The sequence below is a fragment of the Cohnella rhizosphaerae genome, assembly GCF_029525575.1.
In the GTDB taxonomy this organism is placed as follows: domain Bacteria; phylum Bacillota; class Bacilli; order Paenibacillales; family Paenibacillaceae; genus Cohnella; species Cohnella rhizosphaerae.
This window is the reverse complement of sequence record NZ_JAPDIA010000008.1, coordinates 695537-717632: the sequence shown is the minus strand read 5'-3', so window position 1 is coordinate 717632 and position 22096 is coordinate 695537. Positions and strand designations below refer to the sequence as shown.

The window sequence follows — 22096 nt, the reverse complement described above, 5'->3', positions numbered from 1 at the left end:
GCCTCAAGCCGTTCGTATCCGATCGGCTCCCCCGCTGACCTCGCACAACCCGTATGTGCCGTCTTCGAACTTGGCCAGGGCGCGCTCGACGTCATCTCTTCGTTCGAAATATCGCTGGTCGATCGCGGCGTCCCGTTCCCGCTCGAACGTCTCGGTGCCCAGATCCGCCGGATGATTGTCGTACGACGACAGTTCGCCCGTATCGTCGGTCATCGACGTCGTTCCGTCGTCGGCTTCCAGCGCGAAGTGACGGTCGATCTCCGACTTTTCCGCCAGCAGCAGTTCCTTCAGCCTGGCGAGCTGCTTTTCGTTTAATCCGTTCATCGCTTCACACCTCCCGGCACGCGTCCTTGACGATGCTCAAGCGGCTTGTCGGCCGCGATCAGATCGGCGACCGCTAGCGCCGCCGCCCGCGAGGATGCCGGATTTTGTCCCGTGACGAGACCGCCGTCGATCTCGACGTGCTCGGCGAAGTCGGGACCCGCGACGAACTTCGCCTCAAGCGCCTTCAGTTTCGTCTCAAGCAGAAACGGCAGCCTGCCCTTAAGCGGCGTCCCCTCCTCCTCCGCATTGGTGAAGCCGGTCAAGCGTTTGTTCTCGACGAGCGGATTGCTCGTGTCCAGCTTCGCGCCGACAAGTCCGGCGACGCCGTGGCAGACGGCGCCGATCGGCTTGCCCGCCGTGACGAAGTCCGTCAACAGGTTCTGCAGGTGGACGTCGTGCGGAAGATCGAACATGGCGCCATGCCCGCCGGCGAGAAAGATCGCTTCGTAATCCTGCGTCTTCGCTTTGCCGAGCGGCATCGTGTCCGACAGCCATTTTTTATAGGAATGCGCTCCGCCTTCGCCGGCCTCCTTCATGCTAGCCGGGTCGACCAGCGCTTCGCCTCCTTTGGGACTTGCGATCGTCACTTCGTAGCCGCGCGCGGCGAATTCCTCGATCGGCTCCGCGACTTCCGACCACCATACGCCGGCGAGCGGACCGTCGTCCAGCTGTTTGCCGTTCGTCACGACGATGAGCACGCGATTCGTTTGATTCATATTTAATCACTCCCAGGTGGCAGAATGGATAGTCATGCTACCTTCTTACCCGCTGAGAGAGATGCGTAATCCTGCGCAACAATGCGACGCGCCGAATTATGCTTCCGCAACGACGGAGCCGGCCGCCGACAATCTGCGCTTCGCTTCTTCGTATACGTCCGGCGACAGCTTCCCTTTTTGCGCCTGCGCGACATTTTCGCGAAGATGCGCCGGGTTTTTCGTCCCGATGATGATCGTCGAAATGTCCGGATGGCTCAGCGTGAAGCGCAGCATGAAGCCGGTCCGGGTCTCCCCGGCGCCAAGCAGCTCGTCCATGTTCGCGTCGTTCCAGTACGCCCATTGGTCCTGTTGGCCAAGACCCGCGCCGGGCTCGCCCCTGCCGACGCCGCCGCGAACGATGACGCCCGCGCCTTGGGCGGCCGCCTCCGACAGAAGCGACTCGTGCGCGCGCTCGATCGCCGAATACGGCATCTGGATCGTATCGAACTCGCCCGTCCGGATAAAATGCGCCGCGGCCGGCAAAAAGCTGGAGATGCCAATCCAGCGCACCTTCCCCGCCTGTTTAAGCGCCTGCAAAAACAAGACGAGCGACTCGCGCTCCGCATCCTCCGGCATCGGGCCGTGCAACTGAAGCAGGTCGACGTAATCCGTCTTGAGCCGCCGCAAGCTCTCTTCGAAGCTTTCCGTCAAAAAGCGCCGGTCCCAGCAGTGCGGCGTGTCGACGTAATCGCCGCGGTCGATGACTTCCCGGCCGCACTTGGTGGCGAGCAAATACTCGTCTCTTCGGTGGGCAATATGCTTGCCGATCGCCGCCTCCGCAATGCCGTAAGAAAAAGCCGTGTCGATAAAATTGATACCCTGATCCAGCACCTCGTTCAGCACGCGCCCCGCTTCCGCGTCGTCCACCGGCCTGCCGCTCCAAACGCGGTCTCCGCGCAGTTCCATCGAACCGTAGCCGATCGGCGTTACGCGCAGCCCGGTGCGGCCGAGCGTCCGCTTTTCGAATGGCATGGCGATTCCCTCCCATGGGTTTCAAATGCGTTTGTTTTATTCGTCCGTAGGCTCCACGTCGCACATCGCTGACGATTTCGCTACAGATCCCCGTTTTTGCCGAGCAGCCATTCGCCCGATATGCCTGGCGATGTCATATGGTAGGGGTCGAGGATGACATCGATCTCCTCGGGCGTGAGCAGCGCCCGCTCGAGAATGATGTCGCGGATCGGCTGTCCCGACTTGAGCGCTTCCTTGACGAGCCCCGCCGCAACCTCGTAGCCCAGATGAGGATTAAGCGCGGTCACGATCCCGAAGCTGTCGCGCACGTAGGCCGCGCAACGTTCGAGATTCGCCTCCATGCCGTCCAGCGCAAATTGTATGAAAACGTCGACGGCATTGCGCAAAATGCGAAGCGACTGCAGCAGATTGAGCGCGATGACGGGCCCCATGACGTTGAGTTCGAATTGGCCAGCCTCCGACGCCAGGCAGATCGTATGGTCGTTGCCGATCACTTGAAACGCGGTCTGGTTGACGACCTCCGCCATGACCGGGTTGACCTTGCCGGGCATGATCGACGATCCGGGCTGTCTGGGCGGCAGCGCGAGCTCGCCGAGCCCGGCGCGCGGTCCCGACGCCATAAGCCGAATATCGTTGCAAATTTTGGACAGGTTGACCGCGCAAACTTTAAGTGCGGCGGACAGCTCCGTATAGGCGTCCGTATTTTGGGTGGCGTCGACGAGATTGTCCGCGGACGCGAGAGCGATGCCGAGATCCTCGGCCATCAATCGTACGACTTCCTTTATGTATTCGGGCTTGGCGTTCAGCCCCGTGCCAACGGCCGTCGCGCCCATGTTCACCGTCAGCAGGTGCCCGGTCGCGCTGGCGATGCGCTTGACGTCGCGGCCCAGGACGGCGGCGTAGGCGCCGAACTCCTGTCCGAGCCGGATCGGCACCGCATCCTGCAGGTGGGTTCGGCCCATTTTGATAATGCCGTCCCACTGCAAAGCTTTGCGATCGAACCCCTCCTGCAGCGACTGCAGCGTATCCAGGAGCCGATGCGCCTGCTGGTACGCCGCGATCTTGATCGCCGTCGGTATCGCGTCGTTGGTCGATTGGGACATGTTGACGTGATTGTTCGGGCTGCAGTGGAAATAGTCGCCCTTCTGTTTGCCCATCAGCTCGAGCGCCCGGTTCGCGAGCACCTCGTTCATGTTCATATTAATGGAGGTGCCTGCCCCGCCCTGGATCGAATCGACGATGAACTGGTCGGCCAAACCGCCGAGTATGATCTCGTCCGCAGCCTGCACGATCGCGTCCGCGATGGGCTGCGTCAGCATATGCGTGGACGCATTCGCGCGCGCGGCCGCTTTCTTGACGTGCGCCAAAGCGATGATCAACTCATGATGCACGGAAATGCCGGTGATCGGAAAATTTTCGACCGCGCGCATCGTTTGAATGCCGTAATACGCGTCGATCGGCACCTCCTTTTCTCCGATAAAGTCGCGTTCGATCCGAAAACTCATTTCGCTTCTCCCCGCTTTCGCCGTTTTGAAATGCACGCGGCCGTGCCTTTGGTGCCGATTGTAACATAAGCGCGCAAATATCCATAATGGAGCGGACCGGAGGAATGCCGCACGCGGCCGATACGAAAAAAAGCGGGATCCCCGGCCATTCATCCGGCGGATCCCGCTTGGCGCCGCTTCTGCTTGGCGCGCTCCCTGCTTATTCCCCTGCTTATTTAACGCCCCTAAACAACCTGTTCGATCTTGATCAGATTGGTCGCGCCGGACTTGCCGATCGGCGTGCCAGCCGTGATGACGACGTGGTCGCCCGAGGCGATAAGTCCGCTTGCGCGGGCGTGCCGCACCGCCGCAGCGATCACGTCGTCCGTCGACTGCTCCTTCGTGCCTTTGACGGGAACGACGCCCCACAACAGACAAAGACGCATCAACGCTTTGTCGTCGTAAGCGATCGCGACGATCGGCGCCTTCGGACGGTATTTGGATACCATCCGCGCGGTGAACCCGCTCTCGGTCGGCGTCAGAATCGCCTTCGCGTTCAGCTCGAGCGCAGAGCTGACGACCGCCTGGCTGATGACTTCGGTCGTCGCCTGCGGCTGCACCTTGGCGCGCTGCAAAAACGCCTCCTTGTAATCGAGCATCGATTCGGCCTTGAGCGCGATATTCGACATCGTCGCGACCGACTCGACCGGGTACTTGCCGGCCGCGGATTCCCCGGACAGCATGACCGAGTCCGCGCCCTGGATGACGGCGTTGGCGACGTCGCTCACCTCGGCGCGCGTCGGACGCGGATTAACCTGCATCGAATCGAGCATATGCGTCGCGACGATGACGGGTTTGCCCGCGCGGTTGCACTTTTCGATCATCTGACGCTGGATCATCGGCACTTCTTCGACGGGGATCTCGACGCCGAGATCGCCGCGGGCGACCATGATGCCGTCGGAGACCTCGATGATCGCGTCCAGGTTTTCGACGCCTTCCTCGTTCTCGATCTTCGAGATGATCTGGATGTGCGTCGCGCCCAGTTCTTCGAGCAAGCCGCGAATTTGCAGGATGTCCTCGGCGCGGCGCACGAACGACGGCGCGATGATGTCGACGTTTTCGCCGACGCCGTATTTGATATGCATAATATCGCGCTCGGTCACGCCCGGCAGCGTCGTCTTGATGCCCGGCAGGTTGACGCCCTTGTTGGACTTGATGACGCCCCCCGTTCACGACGCGCGTAATGACCTCGGTATCCGTCACGTCCGTCACGGTCAGCTCGATGAGTCCGTCGTCGACGAGAATCCGGTTACCCGGCTTCACGACGAGCGGCAGCTCGTTATAGTTGACCGAGATGCGCTTCAAATCGCCCACGATCATCTCCGTCGTGAGCGTGAGCGTATCGCCGGCTTTCAGTTCGCCGGGCTCGGCCAGCTTGCCGATGCGGACTTCGGGACCTTTGATGTCCATCAGCACCGGCACGAGCGCGTTCATCTCTGCCGCCGCTTCGCGAATGCGCGCGATTCGGCCGCTGTGGTCGGCAAGCTCGCCGTGCGCCATATTGAGACGCGCGACGTTCATGCCGGCGCCGATCATTCTTTTCAGCGTCTCCGTAGTGTCGCAGGACGGCCCCATCGTACATACGATTTTTGTTTTTCGCAAGTTGCTCTTCCTCTCTTCATCGCCTGATTCGACATTATCCTTCTATATTAAACTTAGAATTGCCGATTGAATATGAAATATAGTACGATTAGTGCATTATTGTACGATTGGAAAGGGAGCTTTGGATGGCGCGCATCAGCTTGATCGATTTTCGGCTCGACCGGGGGCCCGAGCGCTTGAACCGGCAGGAAGCCGGGGAGACCTGCGATTTATTGGCCGTCGTCACATACGGCAACTTCCGCTTGCGCATCGACGGCGTGTCCTACGCCGCCTCGAAGGGAGACGTCGTATACGTCCCCGCGGTCGCGCAATGCGAAGACGATGCCGCCGGAAACGTTTTTCACGAAAAGTATTCGGCTTTGCTGGCGGCGCGGAATTCGGCAACCGGTCTCCCGCTGCTCGACGACGGCATGCCCCGGGTCGCGAAGGGCCTGCCGTTCGAATGGATGGCCGACCGGCTCCGGACGCTGCTGGGCGAGTGGCAGGAGCAAGCGCCTTACGCGACCGTACGCTGCGAGGCGATCTTGCTTGAGCTCGCTGCGTTATGGAGCCGTGAACTGCAAAAGGAACCGCCGAGCCCGTCCTCCCTCTTGCTCGCCGAAAGGATGAAAGCCTATATCGCGGGTCACTATCGGGAGAAAATCACGAAAGAGGAGCTCGGCGCCGCGATCGGCCGGACGCCCAATCACGCCGCGGCGCTGTTCAAGCGCGCGACGGGCCAGACGATCAGCGAGTATGCGCACGCGATGCGGATTAAAACGGCCGTTTACATGCTTAAGGAATCGCTGCTTACCGCAGGCGAAATATCCGAATATCTCGGCTACCGGGATCTGTCTTATTTCCACCGCATCTTCAAAAAACTGACGGGATTCCCGCCCGCCTCCTTCATGAATGAACGGAATATCAAATAACTAATGCCGTTAAACGTCGCCAAAAGTCGATTAATGACATAAAATGTTGCTTCACGTGAAACAATTCGTATCCTTAAAAGCTTCTTGGCGGCCGTATAGAAGGAACTGCCAATCGATATAATAACCTCCATCAACGGAGGTGATAGACATGTCCAGAAGCAATCAACTCGTAGTTCCAGAATGCCGCGCCGCGCTCGAGCAATTGAAGTTCGAAATCGCCAGGGAGCTTGGCATTCAGATCCCGCAAGACGGCTATTACGGCAACATGCTGACGCGCGAAGCCGGACAGATCGGCGGCAACATCACAAAAAAGGCTCGTGCAAATCGCCGAGCAGCAATTGGGCGGCCGATTCTGAATTTCGCCTGATGCGCCCATAGAACGAAAAAGGAGCCATCGGCGGATGGCTCCTTCGCAGGGAATCGCATTTTTTCTCGTTAAACGACGTCGTAGCCTTGCTCTTCAATCGCCGTCTTAATTTCCGAAAGTCCCAGCTTGCCCTCGTCGTAGCTTACTGCGACCGAACCCGACGCCAGATCCACCTTCGCCTGCGCGCCAAGCTTCTTGATCGCGCCCTCCACGCTATTCACGCAGTGCGCGCAAGACATGCCCGCTACTTTTAGAGTCGTATTCACGGTTAAAGGCCTCCTCGATTGGTTGATACTTTCAATGTAATATACCCCCGTAGGGTATGTCAAGCGAATCTGCCCGCCATCGGCCCGCAGGTTGCGTGCATGTCGCTGCATTCGCGTGCATGTCGCTGCATTCGCGTGCATGTCGCTGCATTCGCGTGCATGTAAAGTGCTTTCCAGCTTTCAAGCGGCAGTGCTTGTATCTTCGACTGTTCGTGGACACCATTGTGCTATCAATGGACAGCACTTTGCAGCTTCGACTGTACTAATGGCCCAAAGTGCTTTCCAAAGGCAGTACTTCGCGGCTCAAAAGGCTCCTCGGCCGGAGAGTGCTTTCATTCGAAAGCACTTTCCGGCTTCGACCGTTTGTTGCTCCTCAAGTGCTTTTATTCGAAAGCACTCAGCGCTTTAAATGGCTCGATCCTACTCAAGCGCTTTCGATCGAAAGTAGTTCGCGGCTGTGACGGAACGGTTCACAACGACGGTTTGCGATCGGCGGCGCTTGCAGAGCGATACAAAGTCAAGCGACCACAACGGCCAACAGAAGGTGCAGGCCCGCCATTCTCGGCTCTTCCACGCAACCAACACAACGCCAAAAGCCTTCAGCCCGATAAAAGGGGTCCTGAAGGCTTTCGCTTCATCGATTACGCTTAGCTTGGCACGTAACGGTTCAGCACCGTTCTGTACGCCTCGATCGGACGGAGCCCGACGAGCTTCTCGACGGGCTCGCCGTCGTTGAACACGATGACGGTCGGGTTGGACATCACGCCAAAGCTTGAAGCCGTCTCGGGCGACTCGTCCGTATCGACCTTCACGATGGACACCCGTTCGCCGTATTCTTCGGCCAGCGTCTCGATGACCGGCAGCAACGCCTTGCACGGCGGGCACCAGGTCGCTCCGAAGTCCACCAGCGTCACGCCCGTAGGCCGCACCGCAGTTTCAAAATTAACGTCGTTCGCTGCTCTCATCTCGCTTCGACACTCCTTCGCCCTGCTTGGATTCGCCGCGGAAGGAAGCGATCCGGTCGGTCAGATTGTCCCGAATGCGCGTCAGCTGCGCGATCTGCGCTTCGATGTCCGCCAGCTTGCTCTCGTATACCGGCAGCACCTCGGTGCAGAACGTCTCCGGACGGCTCAGCACGCAGTTCAGAAAACCGGCGATCTGCTCCGTCGTCAGCCCCAGCTGCAAATAAAAACGGATCGTGCGCACCTGCTCCTCGGCCAGCGTCGAATACTCGCGGTAGCCGTTCGATTCGCGCAGCGGCGCGATCAGACCTTGAGCTTCATAATAGCGAAGCGACCGGATGCTCGCGCCTGTCCTGCGCGACAGCTCGCCGATTTTCATATGCGACCGTCTCCCTCCTTCCAGGCTGAATCCAGCATACACCCTGCCATTAATGTCAGGGTCAAGCGGCGCCCGCAAGAACTCAATCGCGTTCGTAAATCGATCCGGAGCGGCTCGCGAAAAATTCGGCGTACACCTTTTCCGCATAAGCATCCGTCATGCCCGACAAATAGTCCGCCACGAGCCGCTCCCACTGCCAGCGTCCCTTGTGCTGTTCGTAGCTCTCGTGCCAGTCCGGCGGGATGATCAGCTTGCCTGCCTCGTATTCCTTGAAGCTGCCCCACAGCCTGCGAATCATCACTTCGCTGCGCTTGTGCAGCCGCTGTACGCGAAAATCCTTGATCAGCGTCACCCATGCCAGCTTCTTCAATATTTCCATCGTTCGCAGCAGCTCGATGTCCTGGGCGCCGTCGCGGATGAACGTCACTTTTTTCCATCCCCTCGCGGGGTCGTCCAGGATGCCCACCTGATTGGCGAATTTGCGCACCCAGCGCGCCTTCATCTCGCGCCTCGCCCGTGACGGTTCGCCTCCGCACTCGACATAGATTTGTTCCCATTGCTCGAGATACCCGCTTAGCACCGTGCGCACCATGGACGGGAGATCGATCTGCTCCCAATTCATGCTGTGGTTGCCCGGATCGTCCTTGATCTCCTGGATTAGCGCCGCTACGATGCGTTCGTCCTCGAACAGCGTCCGGCTCATCGGAATTTTCCCCGCGCGGATGCCGTCCTCGAGATCGTGGGTCGAATAGGCGATGTCGTCGCACAGATCCATAAGCTGGGCCTCGAGCGTCGCGCAGCCGTCGGGCATGCCCCACAGATCGCGCAGGTACCGGATGCCTTCCCATTCCATATGATAGACGCCCTTGAGCTGTCCGGGCATATCGAGATTGTACGGATACTTGTTGATGCCGAGCAGCACGGACGCGCTTAGATCGAGACCGCTGTCGCTCCCCCGCGCGCTTTTCGAGGAACATCAGAATGCGGTAATTTTGCGCGTTGCCCTCGTATTTAAGCCCGAACTCCTCCATCAACAGGTCGTTCAGCACCTCTTCGCCCTTGTGACCGAACGGCGGATGCCCGAGATCGTGCGCGAGCGCCGCCACTTCGACGACCTCCGGGTCGATCATAAGGCCGGGATGCTCCCGCCTGCTCAGCAGCTCGTACTGCTTGCCCAGCCGGCGAGCCACCTCCCGCGCGATCTGCGATACTTCGATGGAGTGCGTCAGACGCGTCCGGTAGTAGTCCCCGCTGCCGGCGCCGAACACCTGGGATTTTCCCTGCAGCCGCCGAAACGACGGGGATTGGATAAGCCTGGCATAGTCCTTTTCGTATTCGTCGCGGTCGTCGCCGGAGTGGATATTTTCGGTATCGAACAATCTCATTTTGCGGAGATTCGTTTGTCCTTTTTTGCAGGGTCATCGGCCTCTTGCTCCTCTGCGGTTTGAACGGCAGGCTTGGTCCAACCGGCATTGATATCTGGATTAGTATATGCGTCAGGCGGTCCTGAAGCAAGTAGGATGTGAGCTCCGCGGCAGCTTGTCTGCCCGATCCGCGGCGGTTGCGGTTATACGGCTGAATGGGTTAGTCTGAACAAAGGAATCTGCGGCGAAAAAAAAACCGGCGGATGACGCGCGATGGCGTAAATACGGCGGTTTGTCGGCGGAAGGTGCAGCGATGAAAAAATTCGGATGGGCTTTGGTCATCTATGGCCTGGTCGTATGGGTGGTTTGGCTATTCAAGAACGATTTGCTCGCGTTCATGCAGAGCGGTTCCTTTTCAATAGGGACGATGCTGCTGCTCGCCTTGACGCTCGCGTTGTTTCCCGTTCTTCCCTATAAATTGTTCATCGCGCTAGCCGCATACGCATACGGCGCGCCGGGGGGCGCGTTGATCAGCTGGTTCGGCGCGACGGTCGCGGCCGTGCTTATGTATGTGTATGCGCGCCTCTTCCTTGGTGAAGCCGCCTCGGGCTGGCTCGCCCGCAGCCCAAGGCTCCAGGCGTTCGCCGGCAAGCTGGACCGAAGGCCGTTCTGGTTCGTCTTCGTCGCCCGGCTCGTCCCCTTCCTGCCGCAGCCTCTCGTCAATCTGTACGCAGCGGCCGCCGGAATCCGGCCGTTGCCCTATATCGCGGGCACCGCGCTCGGCAAGCTGCCGATGATGGCGCTTTATGCGTTCGCGGGGGAGAAGCTGCTCGGCTTTTTGCTAGGCTGACCGCGAATATATTTATTCGCGACCGTGTCCCCGCTTACGGTTACGAAAGCCGCTCTAGAAATTCAAGTCGATTTTCAAACGGATCGTTTACATAAAAGCGTCGTACCCCTTCATCGGCCCTCGCTTCATCGTCAACGATCGGAATGAGCTGACAATGCAAATGTTCGCGCAACGCTTCCAAGTGACGCACAAGGAACGCCGGGTGCGCTTTCGTCGCTGGAATGAACTCTTTTTGAACGCCGACGTGAACTTGCTGCGTGCCGCATCGGAACCAAACGCCGCCGCGCTGTTGCAAATTCGCAGGCTTAGGAAGCTCGGGCCAACCTAATAAGCGACTAAAAAAAGTTCCGAGCCTCCGCTTCGCAGCCTTCCGGAGCTGCAAGTTGTACGTGATCAATTCCGAAAAATTCGTAAGCCATATTGCCCCCCCTATAGTACCGCGTGGTGAAACTTCGTTTCATTTTACAATTCCATTTTACACCAAAAGAAGCCATACGCCAGGACGATTTGTTTTTGGATTGCAGCGATTAGCGAATTGGACGCAGCCGTTTTTTGGTAGTAGCGATTTTTGGTAGAATCCGTTTGATGAAAACGATTACGGAATTATGCTTGATCAGCAAGGTTATGCGGTTGTCGATTACATGCGTTCAGAGAATGGGTTGGTCGGGGATTTGTTCTCCAGTAGGAACAAACAGCGGACTGCGACGGGGATGCTCGCGGATTTGTTCTCCACTAGGAACAAACAGTGCGCTGCGACGGGGACGCTCGGGGATTTGTTCTCCACTAGGAACAAACAGCGCGCTGCGACGGGGACGCTCGGGGATTTGTTACCCAGTAGGAACAAATAGCGCGCGGCGACGGGAACGCTCGCGGATTTGTTCTCCAGTAGGAACAAACAGCGCGCTGCGACGGGGACGCTCGCGGATTTGTTCTCCATTAGGAATAAACAGCGCGCGGCGACGGGGACGCTCGGGGATTTGTTCTCCACTAGGAACAAACAGCGCGCGGCGACGGGGACGCTCGCGGATTTGTTCCCCAGTAGGAACAAACAGCGCGCGGCGACGGGGATGCTCGCGGATTTGTTCTCCACTAGGAACAAACAGCGCGCTGCGACGGGGACGCCGAGGATTTGTTCTCCGTTAGGAACAAACAGCGGACTGCGACGGGGACGCTCGGGGATTTGTTACCCAGTAGGAACAAATAGCGCGCGGCGACGGGGACGCCGAGGATTTGTTACCTAGTAGGAACAAATAGCGCGCGGCGACTGCGGCTTCCCGACGGCTGAAAGCGATCTTGCCGCAGCAAAAGGACGAAGCGCGCGCGCCTCGTCCTTTCCTTTTCTGAACACGACTGCCTTACAGATGCCGCAGCAGCATGCGCTCCACGTGCGCGAGATGCTCGTTCATTCGCAGCGAAGCCGCGACCGGCTCTTGCTCCGCGACGGCGTCCAGAATCGCCGAATGCTCCTCGAACAGCCTACGCGCGACGGAACGATTCGCGTACAGCTCGACGCGGCGGATGTCGCGGATCGCCCGCTCCATCTGGCCCGTGATCGACGCGAACAGCGAGATCATGATGTCGTTGCGCGTCGACTTGGCGAGCAGCAGGTGAAACTCAAGGTCGGTCCGCTCCCCTTCGATGTCGTCGCCGATGGCGGCTTCCATCTCGATCTGCAGCGCGCGCAGCGCGGCAAGGTCCTCAGGCGTGCGCTTGGCGGCGGCGATCGAAGCGATCGACACTTCGAGCGTCTGGCGAACCTCGAGCAGCTCAAGCAGCGTCTTGCGGTCGTCCCGCAAGGACGACAGCTCGGGAGGCTCCAGACCGGCCGCGCCCATCGGCGCGGGGCCGGCCGGCAGGGCGGCAGCGACCCGGCAGCCCCCGCCCTGGCGGATGTCGATGAGTCCCATCGCCTTAAGCGCGCTGAGCGCTTCGCGCGTCGTCGACCGGCCGACGCCGAACTGCTCGGAGATCTCGCGCGTCGACGGCAGCTTGTCGCCGGGCCGGAGCCGCCCATCCTCGATCTGCCGGCGGATCTGCATCGCGATCTCCTCGTAATGATTGCGCTTGGTCAGTCGCTTCGCTTCGATCGGACTCGCCTCCTTGAACGGCCGCGCTTCAGCCGATGATGACCGCATAGACGACGCCGGGGCCGTGCACGCCGATCGTCAGATCGTTCTCGATATCCGAGGACCGGCTCGGCCCCGTGATGAAGTGGACGCCGGCGGGCAGCGCGTCGCGGCCGCCCTCGTCCATCGGAATGAGCGCTTCGCCAAGCCGCGTGCCGAGCCGCTCCGCCGGGATCAGGATGAACAGCACGGTCGGCAGCAACGAGACCGAACGGCCCTTGTTCGGCGCCGAACGGACGACGACCGTGCCCGTATAGGCAAGCGCCTGATCGGCGATCACGACGCCGATGTCCGCCTCCGCCGCGCGCGCCTTCCAGGCGACGTCCTCGTCCGCGTTCCAGACCGACACCTCGGCATCCGGCACGGAAGATTCCAGCCCGAGCGACGCCAGCTCCGCTTGATCCTGCCGCACGATGATGCGGGCGCTAAGCTCCTGCGCCCGCTCCGCGATAAAGCGGCCGGCTTCGGCCAGATCCTTCGCGCGCGCGGTATGCCCGCCGACGCTGCGCCAGTTCGCCTCGAAGCGCTCGACCCGTTCCTCCGGCGTCCAGTCGAACGTCCGCCAGAAGTCCGGCGCCCCGCGAACCGGCTGCGCCGGCTTCGACGTCATCCGCGGATGCCGCAGCCGGGCGGCGATGCCGTTCATGAACGTCTCCTGCTTGGCTCGGGACGCGCGTTCCATCTCCGCCAGCCATGCCGCACGTTCCGACTCGCCGCCTGCCGCACCAGTCTGCCTATTAATGTCCGCCATGTCCGCCGCCTCCTTTTCCCCGTTCCTTGACGATCTGCTCCATCCGGCGCTTCATGTCCGGCGCCATCTGCGGGCGATCGGCGTCGACTTCCCGATTGAGCTTCTCCCAGCGGTCGCGGAAGGAGCGCCTCGGCAGGCTCGGCGTCACCCGATAGCTGTTCCAGCCCTTGAGCGGACCGAGCTTGGTCCTGATCTCGCCGCCCCGCACGACGAGCCGCTGGCCGATCTTGCCGATCGCGAGCGCCGCCTTCATCGCCGCGCTCGAGCCCGTGAGCGCCGCAAATCCCTTCATGCCCGCCGTCTCGACGGCTTTGCCGTTGCCCGTCTCGACCTTGCGGCGACGCAGATAGATAAGCATCTCGTGAAGCGGTATCTTGACCGGACACGCTTCGTAACAGGCGCCGCACAGGCTCGACGCGTTGGCGATGTCGTCCCACTCGGCGACGTTCTTATTGAGAGCCGGCGTGAGCACCGCGCCGATCGGTCCGCTGTACGTGCTTCCGTAGGCGTGTCCGCCGATGTGGCGGTATACCGGGCAGGCGTTCAGACAAGCGCCGCAGCGAATGCAATTGAGCAGCTCCTGGAACTCGGGATCGCCGAGCTGCAGCGAACGCCCGTTGTCGACGATGATGATGTGCATCTCCTCGGGTCCGTCCGCGTCGGCCGTCCGCTTGGGGCCGGTGATCGCCGACATGTACATCGTCAGCTTCTGGCCGGTCGCCGAACGCGGCAGCAGCGTCGCCATCACTTCGAGATCCTCGAAGGAAGGAATGATGCGCTCCATCCCCATCAGCGTAATTTGCGTTTTCGGCACCGTCGTTACCATGCGCGCGTTGCCTTCGTTTTCGAACAGCACCATCGAGCCGGTCTCCGCGATCGCGAAGTTGCAGCCGGTCATCCCGATGTCCGCCTCGAGGAACTTCTCGCGCAGCTTCTTGCGCACGAAGCCGGCGAGCACGGTCGTATCCGCCTCCAGCTTCTCCCCCGCCACCTCGGAGAGCAGGTCGGCGATTTGATACCGGTTTTTGTGAATCGCCGGGATGACGATATGCGAAGGCATCTCGCCCGCCAGCTGGATGATGTACTCGCCGAGGTCGGTCTCGATCGCTTCGACGCCGATCTGCTCGAGCGCATGGTTCAGGTGCAGCTCCTCGGAAACCATCGACTTGGACTTCACGACGGTCTTGGCCGCCTTGCGCTGCGCGATGTCCATCGCGATGGCGACCGCGTCCTCGCCCTTGTCGGCGAAGTGCACGTGCACGCCGTTCGCCCGCGCGTTCTCGACGAACAGATTCAAATAGTAGTCGAGATGGGCGATCGTATGCAGCCGGATCTGCCGTCCCCGCTCCCGCCACTCATCCCAATTCCCGTGCTCCGCCGAGGCGTTTTTTTTCCCGTTGCGAAGCCGCTCGGTCGTGAACTTGACCGCCTTGACGAGAAACTCGTCGTTCAGCGCCAGCTCCGCCCGCTCCTTGACCGTCGCTCTGCCTTTTTGCGCGCTCATGCCAGACCCGCTCCTTCCGCCAGCACCTCTGCCAGGTGCATGACCCGCACTTGTTCGCCGCGATAACGCAAGTTGCCCGCGATGTTCATGAGGCAGGCCATGTCGAGTCCGACCAGCACCTCGGCCTCGGTCTCCTTCACGTGATCGACCTTCTCCGACACCATCGCGCCCGAGATGTCCGCCATTTTAACCGCAAACGTCCCGCCGAACCCGCAGCAGTCCTCCGCGAACGGCAAAGGTACGAATTCGAGACCGCGCACGTTCGACATGAGCGCCATCGGCTCGTTCTTGACGCCGAGCAGCCGCGTGCCGTGGCAGGACGGATGATACGTCACCTTGTGCGGGAAGCTGGCGCCCACGTCCGTCACGCCGAGCACGTTGACGAGAAATTGCGTGAACTCGTAAGATTTGTCCCGAAGGCGCTCCGCCCGCGCGAGCTGGACCGGATCGGACTCGAACAGCTTCGGATAGTGGTGAATCATCCCCCGTGCAGGAGCCGGACGGCGAGATGACGAAGTCGCTGTCCTCGAAGGCGTCGAGAATCGTCTTGGCGCTCGCCCGCGCCTCCTGCCAATAGCCGCTGTTGAAGGCGGGCTGGCCGCAGCAAGTTTGGAGCTTCGGAAATTCGAGCGACACGCCGTGCTGCGCGAGCACCCGAACCATCGCCTCGCCGACGCGCGGGTAAATGGCGTCTCCGAGGCAGGTGATGAACAATGAGACCTTCATAGTTTGACACCTCGCGGTTTCGAATGAATATGTCAGGTTGTCAGACAAGTTGGTGACGGGAAAAGCGCAGACGAATCTGCGCCAAAGCTGCTGTTCGACAATTCCATGCCGCATTCTTGTTGTTGCCTTGTTTGTGCGAAAGCCGCCGGAACGCAAGCGATCCGGCAGCATTTTATGGCGTCGGCCGATCCGGGCGGCACGTTCCCGATGCGCGATCGGCGTCAGGCGATGCTCACGGCGATGCCGCGGGACTCGAGCTCGCGCACGATCTCGCCCGGCAGACGCCGGTCGGTAACGATCCGGTCCACCCCGGACAGATCGGATACGTGCGTGAACGCCTGCACCCCGAACTTGCTTGAATCCGCCAGCACGTGCACTTGATCGGCCATGCCGATCATCTTGTGCTTGATTCGCGCTTGCAGCTCGTTGGACTCGCTGATGCCCCGCTCGAGATGGACGCCCTTGCACGAGAGAAACAGCTTGTCGACGTGATAGGCGTCGAGCGAGCGTTCGGCAAGCGGACCGACGTACGAGAGCGACCTTCGGGCAAGCTGTCCGCCCGTCGAGATGACCTCGATCTTCTCCTTTCCGGACAGCTCGAGCGCGACCTTGATCGAATTGGTGAGCACGGTGAGCGGTATATCCGGCATCTCGCGCGCCATGTACCACGCCGTCGAGCTCGCGTCGAGCAGTATCCGGTCCTTCGGAGAAATGAGCTTGATCGCCTCGATGGCGATGCGCCGCTTGTCGTCCGCGCGGATGATCTCCCGCTCGGAGTAAGGCGTCTCCGGCTGCGCATGCACATCCAGATCTTTGACGCTCACGGCGCCGCCGTGCGACCTTCGCAGCCGCCCGGCCTGCTCCAGCCGGTCGAGATCGCGCCGGATCGTCTCCTCCGTCACGCCGCATTGGTCGGACAGCTCGGACACGCGGATGCTGCCGCGTTCGTTAACGAGCTCTACGATTTTTTCATAACGTTCCGCGACGAGCATTCGGCGTCCTCCTTTCTTCTATCCTACTGCGACAACGACGTTATCCGCAAGAATTTTCGATAAGCGTCTTCCCACGCCGACGCATCTTCCGGCGCGTAGGTCACGACGTCGAACGATTCGCGGATGACCCGGCGCGCTTCGCGCAGGTCGGCCAGCTCGCCGGACGCGATCCACTGGACCGCGAGGTTGCCGATCGCGCTCCCCTCGGCCGGACCGGCCCAGACCGGTTTGCCGATCGCGGACGCGGTCCAGCGGCAGAGCAGCGTATTCTGGATGCCGCCGCCGACCATATGGAGGCCGCCGTAGCGCATGCCTGCCAGCTCCTCGACCCGCTCGAGCGCATAGCGATACTTGAGCGCGAGGCTTTCGAGAATGCAGCGCATCGTCGCACCTACGCCTTCCGGCGGCTGCTGCCCGGTACGGCGGCAGTATTCGGCGATCCGCCCGGGCATGTCCCCAGGCGGGAGGAAGACCTCGTCGTCCGGATCGATGAAGGCGCCGAATGCCGGCGCTCCCTCGGCCAGCGCGACAAGCTCCGGAAAGGAATACGCGCTTCCCTCGCGCTCCCACGCTCTGCGCGATTCGTTGACGATCCACAGCCCCATGATGTTTTTGAGCAGCCGGTACGTGCCGTAAGCGCCGCCTTCGTTCGTGAAGTTCAATTCGCGCGCGCGATCCGTAAGCACGGGCTCGGTCACTTCCGTGCCGATGAGCGACCATGTCCCGCAGCTAAGGTAAGCGAACTGCTCCTCAAGCGCAGGCACCGCGACGACCGCAGAGCCCGTGTCGTGCTCCGCGACCGCGTATACCGGGATCGCCGGCACCCCGAGCTCCTCGGTCACCGCTTGACTCAGCGAGCCTGCCCGGTCCCCCGGCGCGAGGACGGGGCCGAACCACTCCGCCGGCAAGCCAAGCTTCGCGAGCAGCGCTTGATCCCAATCCTTCGCCGTCGCGCTGAACAGCTGCGTCGTCGTCGCGTTGGTGAACTCGCCGTGCATCTCTCCCGTCAGGAAGTAACGCAGCAGATCCGGGATCATCAGAAAGCGCTTGGCTTCTCGCAGCAGCGGATTGCCCGCGGACTTCAGCGCGTAAAGCTGAAATATCGAGTTGAACGGCAAAAACTGAATGCCGGTGCTGGCGAACAGCTCGGCCTCGGGAATGTCGGCGAACAGCCGGGGCATGATGCCTGCCGTGTGAGCGTCGCGGTAATGATACGGGTTGCCGAGCAGCTCGCCGTTCTCCCCGGCGAAGCCGAAGTCGACCGCCCAGGAATCGATCCCGATGCTCTGGATCTCGATACCGCCGTGCTTGGCCTTAAGCAGCGTCTGCTTCATCTCGTGCAGCAGCCGCAGAATGTCCCAGTGGAGCCTGCCGCCGACCTGTACCGGGTCGTTCGGGAACCGGTGAAGCTCCTCCGTCTCGATCCGGCCGTCCTTCAGCCTGCCGAGCAGCGCCCGGCCGCTGCTCGCGCCCAGATCGTAAGCCAAAATGTCGGCCATTATCCGCTACCTCCCGTATCCGTCTTAGGCTTTAGGCGCGCGCGGCGAGCACGTCGCGTTCGTACGCCTTGACCTCTTCCAGCCAGCGCTCGCGGACCGGTACGCCTTGCGATTCGCAGTAGTAGTCCCAGATCGCGCCGAACGGGTACGTCTTGAACTCCTCGGTAAGCGCGAGACGCGACGTGTAATCGCCCTCGAGCTCGGCCTTGCGAAGCAGGTCCGTCGGCTCGAGCAGCGCCTGGAGCAGCGCCTTGATCGTGTTGCGCGTGCCGATGACCCACGCCGCGACGCGGTTGATGCTGGCGTCGAAGAAGTCCAGGCCGATATGCGTCTTGCCGAGCAGGTCGCCGCGGACGAGCTCCTTGCCGATCTCGTACAGCTCGTCGTCGAGAATGACGACGTGGTCGCTGTCCCAGCGGACCGGACGGCTCACGTGCAGCAGCATGCCTTCGGCGAACAGCGACAGCGAGGACAGCTTGCCGGAGATGACCTCCGTCGGATGGAAGTGGCCGGCATCCAGGCAGATCAGCTTGTTGTTTTGCAGGCCGTAGCCCATGTAAAACTCGTGCGAGCCGACCGTGTACGCTTCGGCGCCGAGGCCGAATACCTTGCTCTCGACCGCGTCGAGGTTGTGCGCCGGATTCAGCTCCTCCGCGAACACTTCGTCGAGCGCATCCTTCAGACGCCGGCGCGGGGCGAGACGATCGACCGGATTGTCCTTGAAGCCGTCCGGCACCCAGACGTTCGTGACGCAGGTCTGGCCGAGTTGTTCGCCGAAGTAAGCGCCGACGCGGCGGGAGCGCTTGCAGTGCTCGATCCAGAAATCGCGGATTTTCGGATCGGCATGGCTGAGCGTAAAGCCGTCCTTGGAATTTTCGTGCGAGAAGCAGGTCGGATTAAAATCGAGTCCGAGTCCCTGCGCCTTCGCCCATTCGACCCAACGCTCGTAGTGGCGAGGCTCGATCGCATCGAGGTCCACTTTTTCGTCGGTGTCCGCGTAGATGGCATGCAGGTTCACCTTGTGTTTGCCGGGAATGAGCGAGAACGCTTTTTCCAGATCCGCGCGAAGCTCGTCGGGGGTGCGCGCCGCGCCGGGATAGTTGCCCGTGACCGCGATGCCGCCCGTCAGATCCTGGTCGCGATTCATGAAGCCGCGTACGTCGTCTCCCTGCCAGCAGTGCATGGAAATTTTAATCTCGGACAGCTTCTTGAGCGCCGCGTCGACGTCGATGCCGTGTGCCGCGTATTGCGCCTTGGCCGCTTCGTATTGCTTGGTCGTATCGGTGGATGGCAAATGGGTCTCCTCCTTATTTAAGCCAGGCGAGCGACGCGGGTCATGCGCCGCGCCGCTCGGGCTTGCGATCGTTCGGTTATTGCTGTTGGGACAGGTCGGACAGGTCGGGCGATTAATGAATCGGAAACGCCATGACCGACATGAGCGCGTTTTCCGCCTGGGTCGCGTCGAGCCTGCTGTACTGCACGATGACCTTGATGTCGCTGCGCACTTCGATCGCGTACGGCACGCCGGGCGGGATGCTCTTGCCGTCCTTGGCCAGCGAGGAGGTGCGGATATGGCGCGTGCGACGTGCCGGGACGACGACCAGAATGTCCTCGATCGGCTCGCGGTCCTCGAAATAAATGGTGAACTGGAGCAGCGCGTCGTCGGATGCGGTATTCAGCACGCATACCGATTCGTGGCTCGTAAGCTGGCCCGCGCTATGCTCGGGAATGTAGGCGTCCGGAATGAACCAGCGCTTTTCGCCTGTCGCTTGAGGCATACGCGTATTCTCCTTCGTCGGCTATTGAACCGCCAAGCGGGCGATTAGCGCGTGAACGCGGCCGGTACGCCGCCGTCGATCGTAAGCATGCAGCCCGTCGTCTTTTCGGCCTTCGAGGAGGCGAAGAACGCGACGCCTTCCGCGATGTCGCGCGGATAGATGTTGACGAGCAGCGTCGTGCGCTTGCGGTAATACTCCTCGAGCTGGTCGGGCTCGATGCCGTAGGCCGCCGCGCGTTCGTTGCGCCAGCTGCCGTTCCAGATCGCGGAGCCTTGCAGGATCGCGTCCGGCAGGATCGTGTTGACGCGGATGCCGTGCTCGCCGCCTTCAGCCGCGATGCAGCGCGCCAGATGGGCTTCGAGCGCCTTGGCCGCGCTGTAGGCGGTGGCGTTTTTGCCGGCGTAGACGGAGTTCTTGGAGCCGATGAACACCATGCTGCCGCCGACCGCTTGCGCCTTCATCAGCTTGAACGCTTCGCGGGCGACCAGGAAATAGCCGGTGCCGAGCACGTTCATGTTCAGGTTCCATTCCTTCAGCGACGTCTCTTCGAACGGGCTGGAGGTCGCGAGACCCGCGTTGTTGACGATGATGTCGACGCCGCCGTAGGCAAGCGCGGTAGCCGCGTAAGCTGCCTGAACCGCCTCTTCGTTCGTCACGTCCATCTTGACCGCGATCGCGCGGCTGTCGCCGAAGCGGGCGTTGATCTCGGCCGCGACCTTCTCTGCGCCTTCGAGGTTCAGGTCAGCCAGCACGACGTGCGCGCCTTCGGATACGAGGCGGCGAGCCGTCTCGCTGCCGATGCCGCCAGCGCCGCCGGTGATGAACGCCACCTTGCGCGAAAATTCGGCTTCGGCCGGTGCAAGCGTCAGCTTGTAAAGCTCGAGCGGCCAGTACTCGACGTTATAGGATTCGTTTTCGCTGAGCGAGACGAATTCGCCGAGCGCGGTCGCGCCGCGCATAACCGCGATCGCGCGGTGGTAGAGCGCGCCGCTGACTTGGGACATCGCCCAGCTCTTGCCGGTGTTGATCATGCCGACGCCAGGGATCAGGATGACGCGCGGCGCAGGCTCGAACATGACGTCGCCTTCGTTTTTGTTGCGCTCGAAGTACGCTTTGTACTGCTCCTTGTAAGCGGCGACGCTATCCTTGAGGACCTGCTTCAGGCCTTCGACGTCGTCCGCGTTCGGCGTCCAGTCGATGAACAGCGGCACGACCTTCGTGTGCACGAGGTGGTCCGGGCAGGCGGCGCCGACTTGGGACAGCTTCGGCGAGCGTTCGCCGCCGACGAACGCCAGCACGTCGTCCGCGTCGTCGAACGACAGGATCATCTTCTTGGCGTCGGAGACGGCGCCGCGGATCGTCGGCATGACCTGCGACGCGATGCTGCGGCGAACGTCGGCCGGCAGCGCTTCGTGCTTAACGCCGCCGAACAGCGTCGCGGCGTTGACGCGCGCTTCGATGAACGCTTCGGCTTCGCTGATGATCTTGATCGTCTGCGCGTAAGCCTCCTCGCTCGTCTCGCCCCAGGTGACGAGGCCGTGCTTTTCCATCAGGACGAGCTCGGCGTTCGGGTTCGCCAGCACGCCTTCCGCGATCATCTTGGACAGCTTGAAGCCCGGACGGATGTAAGGCACCCATACGAAGCGGTCGCCGAAAATTTCCTTCGCCAGCTCTTTGCCGTTGTCGGCGCAGCACAGGCTGATGATCGAATCCGGATGCGTATGGTCGACGTGCTTGAACGGCAGGAACGCATGCAGCAGCGTCTCGATCGAGGCGCGCGGGTGCTTGACGTCGATCATGCAATTGACGAGATAGGCGACCATCTCTTCATCCGGCATCTCGTCCTTCTCGAACAGCGGGCGAATGTCGTCCATGCGCAAGCCCGTGAAATTGCCGGCTTTCATCGAAGCGAGATCGGAACCGCTTCCTTTCACGTACATGACTTCGACGTCGCGGCCGCGGAAATCCTTCACGATCGTCTTCGCGGACGTATTGCCGCCGCCCCAGTTGCAGACGCGGCGATCGGCGCCGATGATGTTGGAGCGATAAACGAGCTGGTCCAGCGCGTTTTCTTGCTTCGATGCTTCCGAGGAATTCCACAAGCTTTGAACCATGAGATGAGACCTCCGAGTATGTGTTTTGTTTTCTTTTGTTTTCACTATATCATCTTTGTTTGTTTTTGAATATGCATTTTCGCAGAAAAACAAAAAAAACACCCTCGCGAATGAGGATGTACATGCTAACATGAATGATTCATGAGGACGTATACAATAACAAAACCGGAGCAGCACCGATAAATCCCGCCTCCTCGTTTACCGGAAGCGTATAAAAGCATCAGCAGCACTGAGCAGCACTATTACTCGCCAAGTGCAGCGTTTTTTTTGAAATAGCGGCACGGGACACCCTTATTTCTCGTCGACGACG

Annotated in this window: 17 protein-coding genes and 5 pseudogenes; 3 read left to right on the top strand and 19 right to left on the bottom strand. The window is 61.0% G+C overall.

Annotated elements, in window-relative coordinates; genetic code table 11:
- Positions 1-3 precede the first annotated feature (3 nt).
- The 5 genes and pseudogenes from OMP40_RS26755 to pyk all read right to left on the bottom strand — a co-directional run bounded on the left by OMP40_RS26755 (position 4) and on the right by pyk (position 5197).
- Positions 4-324: a TraR/DksA C4-type zinc finger protein gene (locus OMP40_RS26755; RefSeq protein ID WP_277535904.1), complete on the bottom strand. Its 321-nt coding sequence runs from the start codon at positions 322-324 to the stop codon at positions 4-6.
- Complete coding sequence (locus tag OMP40_RS26750; RefSeq protein ID WP_277535902.1) at positions 321-1040, bottom strand: type 1 glutamine amidotransferase domain-containing protein; 720 nt, start codon at positions 1038-1040, stop codon at positions 321-323. Before OMP40_RS26750 ends, OMP40_RS26755 begins: the two co-directional genes overlap by 4 nt.
- A gap of 96 nt (positions 1041-1136) precedes the next feature.
- Entirely contained in the window at positions 1137-2051 is a 915-nt protein-coding gene (locus OMP40_RS26745) for an aldo/keto reductase (protein WP_277535900.1), read from the bottom strand.
- Between the two features lie 80 nt (positions 2052-2131).
- A complete protein-coding gene (gene aspA / locus OMP40_RS26740; RefSeq protein WP_277535899.1) occupies positions 2132-3556 on the bottom strand; it encodes an aspartate ammonia-lyase in 1425 nt (474 codons plus the stop codon).
- A 224-nt stretch (positions 3557-3780) separates the two neighbouring features.
- A pseudogene (pyk, locus tag OMP40_RS26735) lies at positions 3781-5197 on the bottom strand (pyruvate kinase).
- A 125-nt stretch (positions 5198-5322) separates the two neighbouring features.
- Here pyk and OMP40_RS26730 point away from each other — a divergent pair.
- Complete coding sequence (locus OMP40_RS26730) at positions 5323-6108, top strand: AraC family transcriptional regulator (RefSeq protein WP_277535898.1); 786 nt, start codon at positions 5323-5325, stop codon at positions 6106-6108.
- Between the two features lie 148 nt (positions 6109-6256).
- A pseudogene (locus OMP40_RS26725) lies at positions 6257-6464 on the top strand (small, acid-soluble spore protein, alpha/beta type).
- A gap of 79 nt (positions 6465-6543) precedes the next feature.
- Here OMP40_RS26725 and OMP40_RS26720 read toward each other — a convergent pair.
- From OMP40_RS26720 to OMP40_RS26705, 4 genes and pseudogenes are all read right to left on the bottom strand, one after another.
- The gene (locus tag OMP40_RS26720; RefSeq protein ID WP_277535897.1) at positions 6544-6741 is read right to left on the bottom strand and encodes a cation transporter; all 198 of its coding nucleotides are present in this window, start codon (positions 6739-6741) and stop codon (positions 6544-6546) included.
- 647 nt (positions 6742-7388) lie between these two features.
- A complete protein-coding gene (locus OMP40_RS26715; RefSeq protein WP_277535895.1) occupies positions 7389-7706 on the bottom strand; it encodes a thioredoxin family protein in 318 nt (105 codons plus the stop codon).
- Positions 7684-8082 (bottom strand): MerR family transcriptional regulator, encoded by a 399-nt coding sequence (locus tag OMP40_RS26710; RefSeq protein WP_277535893.1) that lies wholly within the window; start codon positions 8080-8082, stop codon positions 7684-7686. Before OMP40_RS26710 ends, OMP40_RS26715 begins: the two co-directional genes overlap by 23 nt.
- Positions 8083-8164: 82 nt before the next feature.
- A pseudogene (locus OMP40_RS26705) lies at positions 8165-9467 on the bottom strand (deoxyguanosinetriphosphate triphosphohydrolase family protein).
- 292 nt (positions 9468-9759) lie between these two features.
- Here OMP40_RS26705 and OMP40_RS26700 point away from each other — a divergent pair.
- The gene (locus OMP40_RS26700) at positions 9760-10296 is read left to right on the top strand and encodes a TVP38/TMEM64 family protein (protein WP_277535892.1); all 537 of its coding nucleotides are present in this window, start codon (positions 9760-9762) and stop codon (positions 10294-10296) included.
- Positions 10297-10336: 40 nt separating this feature from the next.
- Here the strand turns inward: OMP40_RS26700 and OMP40_RS26695 are convergent.
- The 10 genes and pseudogenes from OMP40_RS26695 to OMP40_RS26650 all read right to left on the bottom strand — a co-directional run bounded on the left by OMP40_RS26695 (position 10337) and on the right by OMP40_RS26650 (position 21786).
- Positions 10337-10715, bottom strand: a pseudogene (locus OMP40_RS26695) (VOC family protein).
- 936 nt (positions 10716-11651) lie between these two features.
- Complete coding sequence (locus tag OMP40_RS26690) at positions 11652-12431, bottom strand: FadR/GntR family transcriptional regulator (protein WP_338131243.1); 780 nt, start codon at positions 12429-12431, stop codon at positions 11652-11654.
- On the bottom strand, positions 12412-13173 hold the full coding sequence (locus OMP40_RS26685; protein WP_277535890.1) for a LutC/YkgG family protein: 762 nt from the start codon (positions 13171-13173) through the stop codon (positions 12412-12414). The genes OMP40_RS26690 and OMP40_RS26685 overlap by 20 nt, the downstream gene beginning before the upstream one ends.
- On the bottom strand, positions 13160-14677 hold the full coding sequence (locus tag OMP40_RS26680) for a LutB/LldF family L-lactate oxidation iron-sulfur protein (protein WP_277535889.1): 1518 nt from the start codon (positions 14675-14677) through the stop codon (positions 13160-13162). Before OMP40_RS26680 ends, OMP40_RS26685 begins: the two co-directional genes overlap by 14 nt.
- Positions 14674-15403 (bottom strand): annotated as a pseudogene (locus OMP40_RS26675) ((Fe-S)-binding protein). Before OMP40_RS26675 ends, OMP40_RS26680 begins: the two are co-directional and overlap by 4 nt.
- Positions 15404-15624: 221 nt before the next feature.
- Complete coding sequence (locus OMP40_RS26670) at positions 15625-16395, bottom strand: DeoR/GlpR family DNA-binding transcription regulator (protein ID WP_277535887.1); 771 nt, start codon at positions 16393-16395, stop codon at positions 15625-15627.
- A gap of 23 nt (positions 16396-16418) precedes the next feature.
- The gene (locus OMP40_RS26665) at positions 16419-17894 is read right to left on the bottom strand and encodes a rhamnulokinase (protein ID WP_277535885.1); all 1476 of its coding nucleotides are present in this window, start codon (positions 17892-17894) and stop codon (positions 16419-16421) included.
- Positions 17895-17925: 31 nt separating this feature from the next.
- Positions 17926-19188, bottom strand: a complete 1263-nt coding sequence (gene rhaA, locus OMP40_RS26660) for an L-rhamnose isomerase (RefSeq protein WP_277535884.1) — start codon at positions 19186-19188, stop codon at positions 17926-17928.
- A gap of 112 nt (positions 19189-19300) precedes the next feature.
- Positions 19301-19672, bottom strand: coding sequence for a sensory rhodopsin transducer (locus tag OMP40_RS26655; RefSeq protein WP_277535882.1), 372 nt, complete (start codon positions 19670-19672; stop codon positions 19301-19303).
- A 44-nt stretch (positions 19673-19716) separates the two neighbouring features.
- Positions 19717-21786, bottom strand: a complete 2070-nt coding sequence (locus OMP40_RS26650; RefSeq protein WP_277535880.1) for a bifunctional aldolase/short-chain dehydrogenase — start codon at positions 21784-21786, stop codon at positions 19717-19719.
- Positions 21787-22096: the final 310 nt, after the last annotated feature.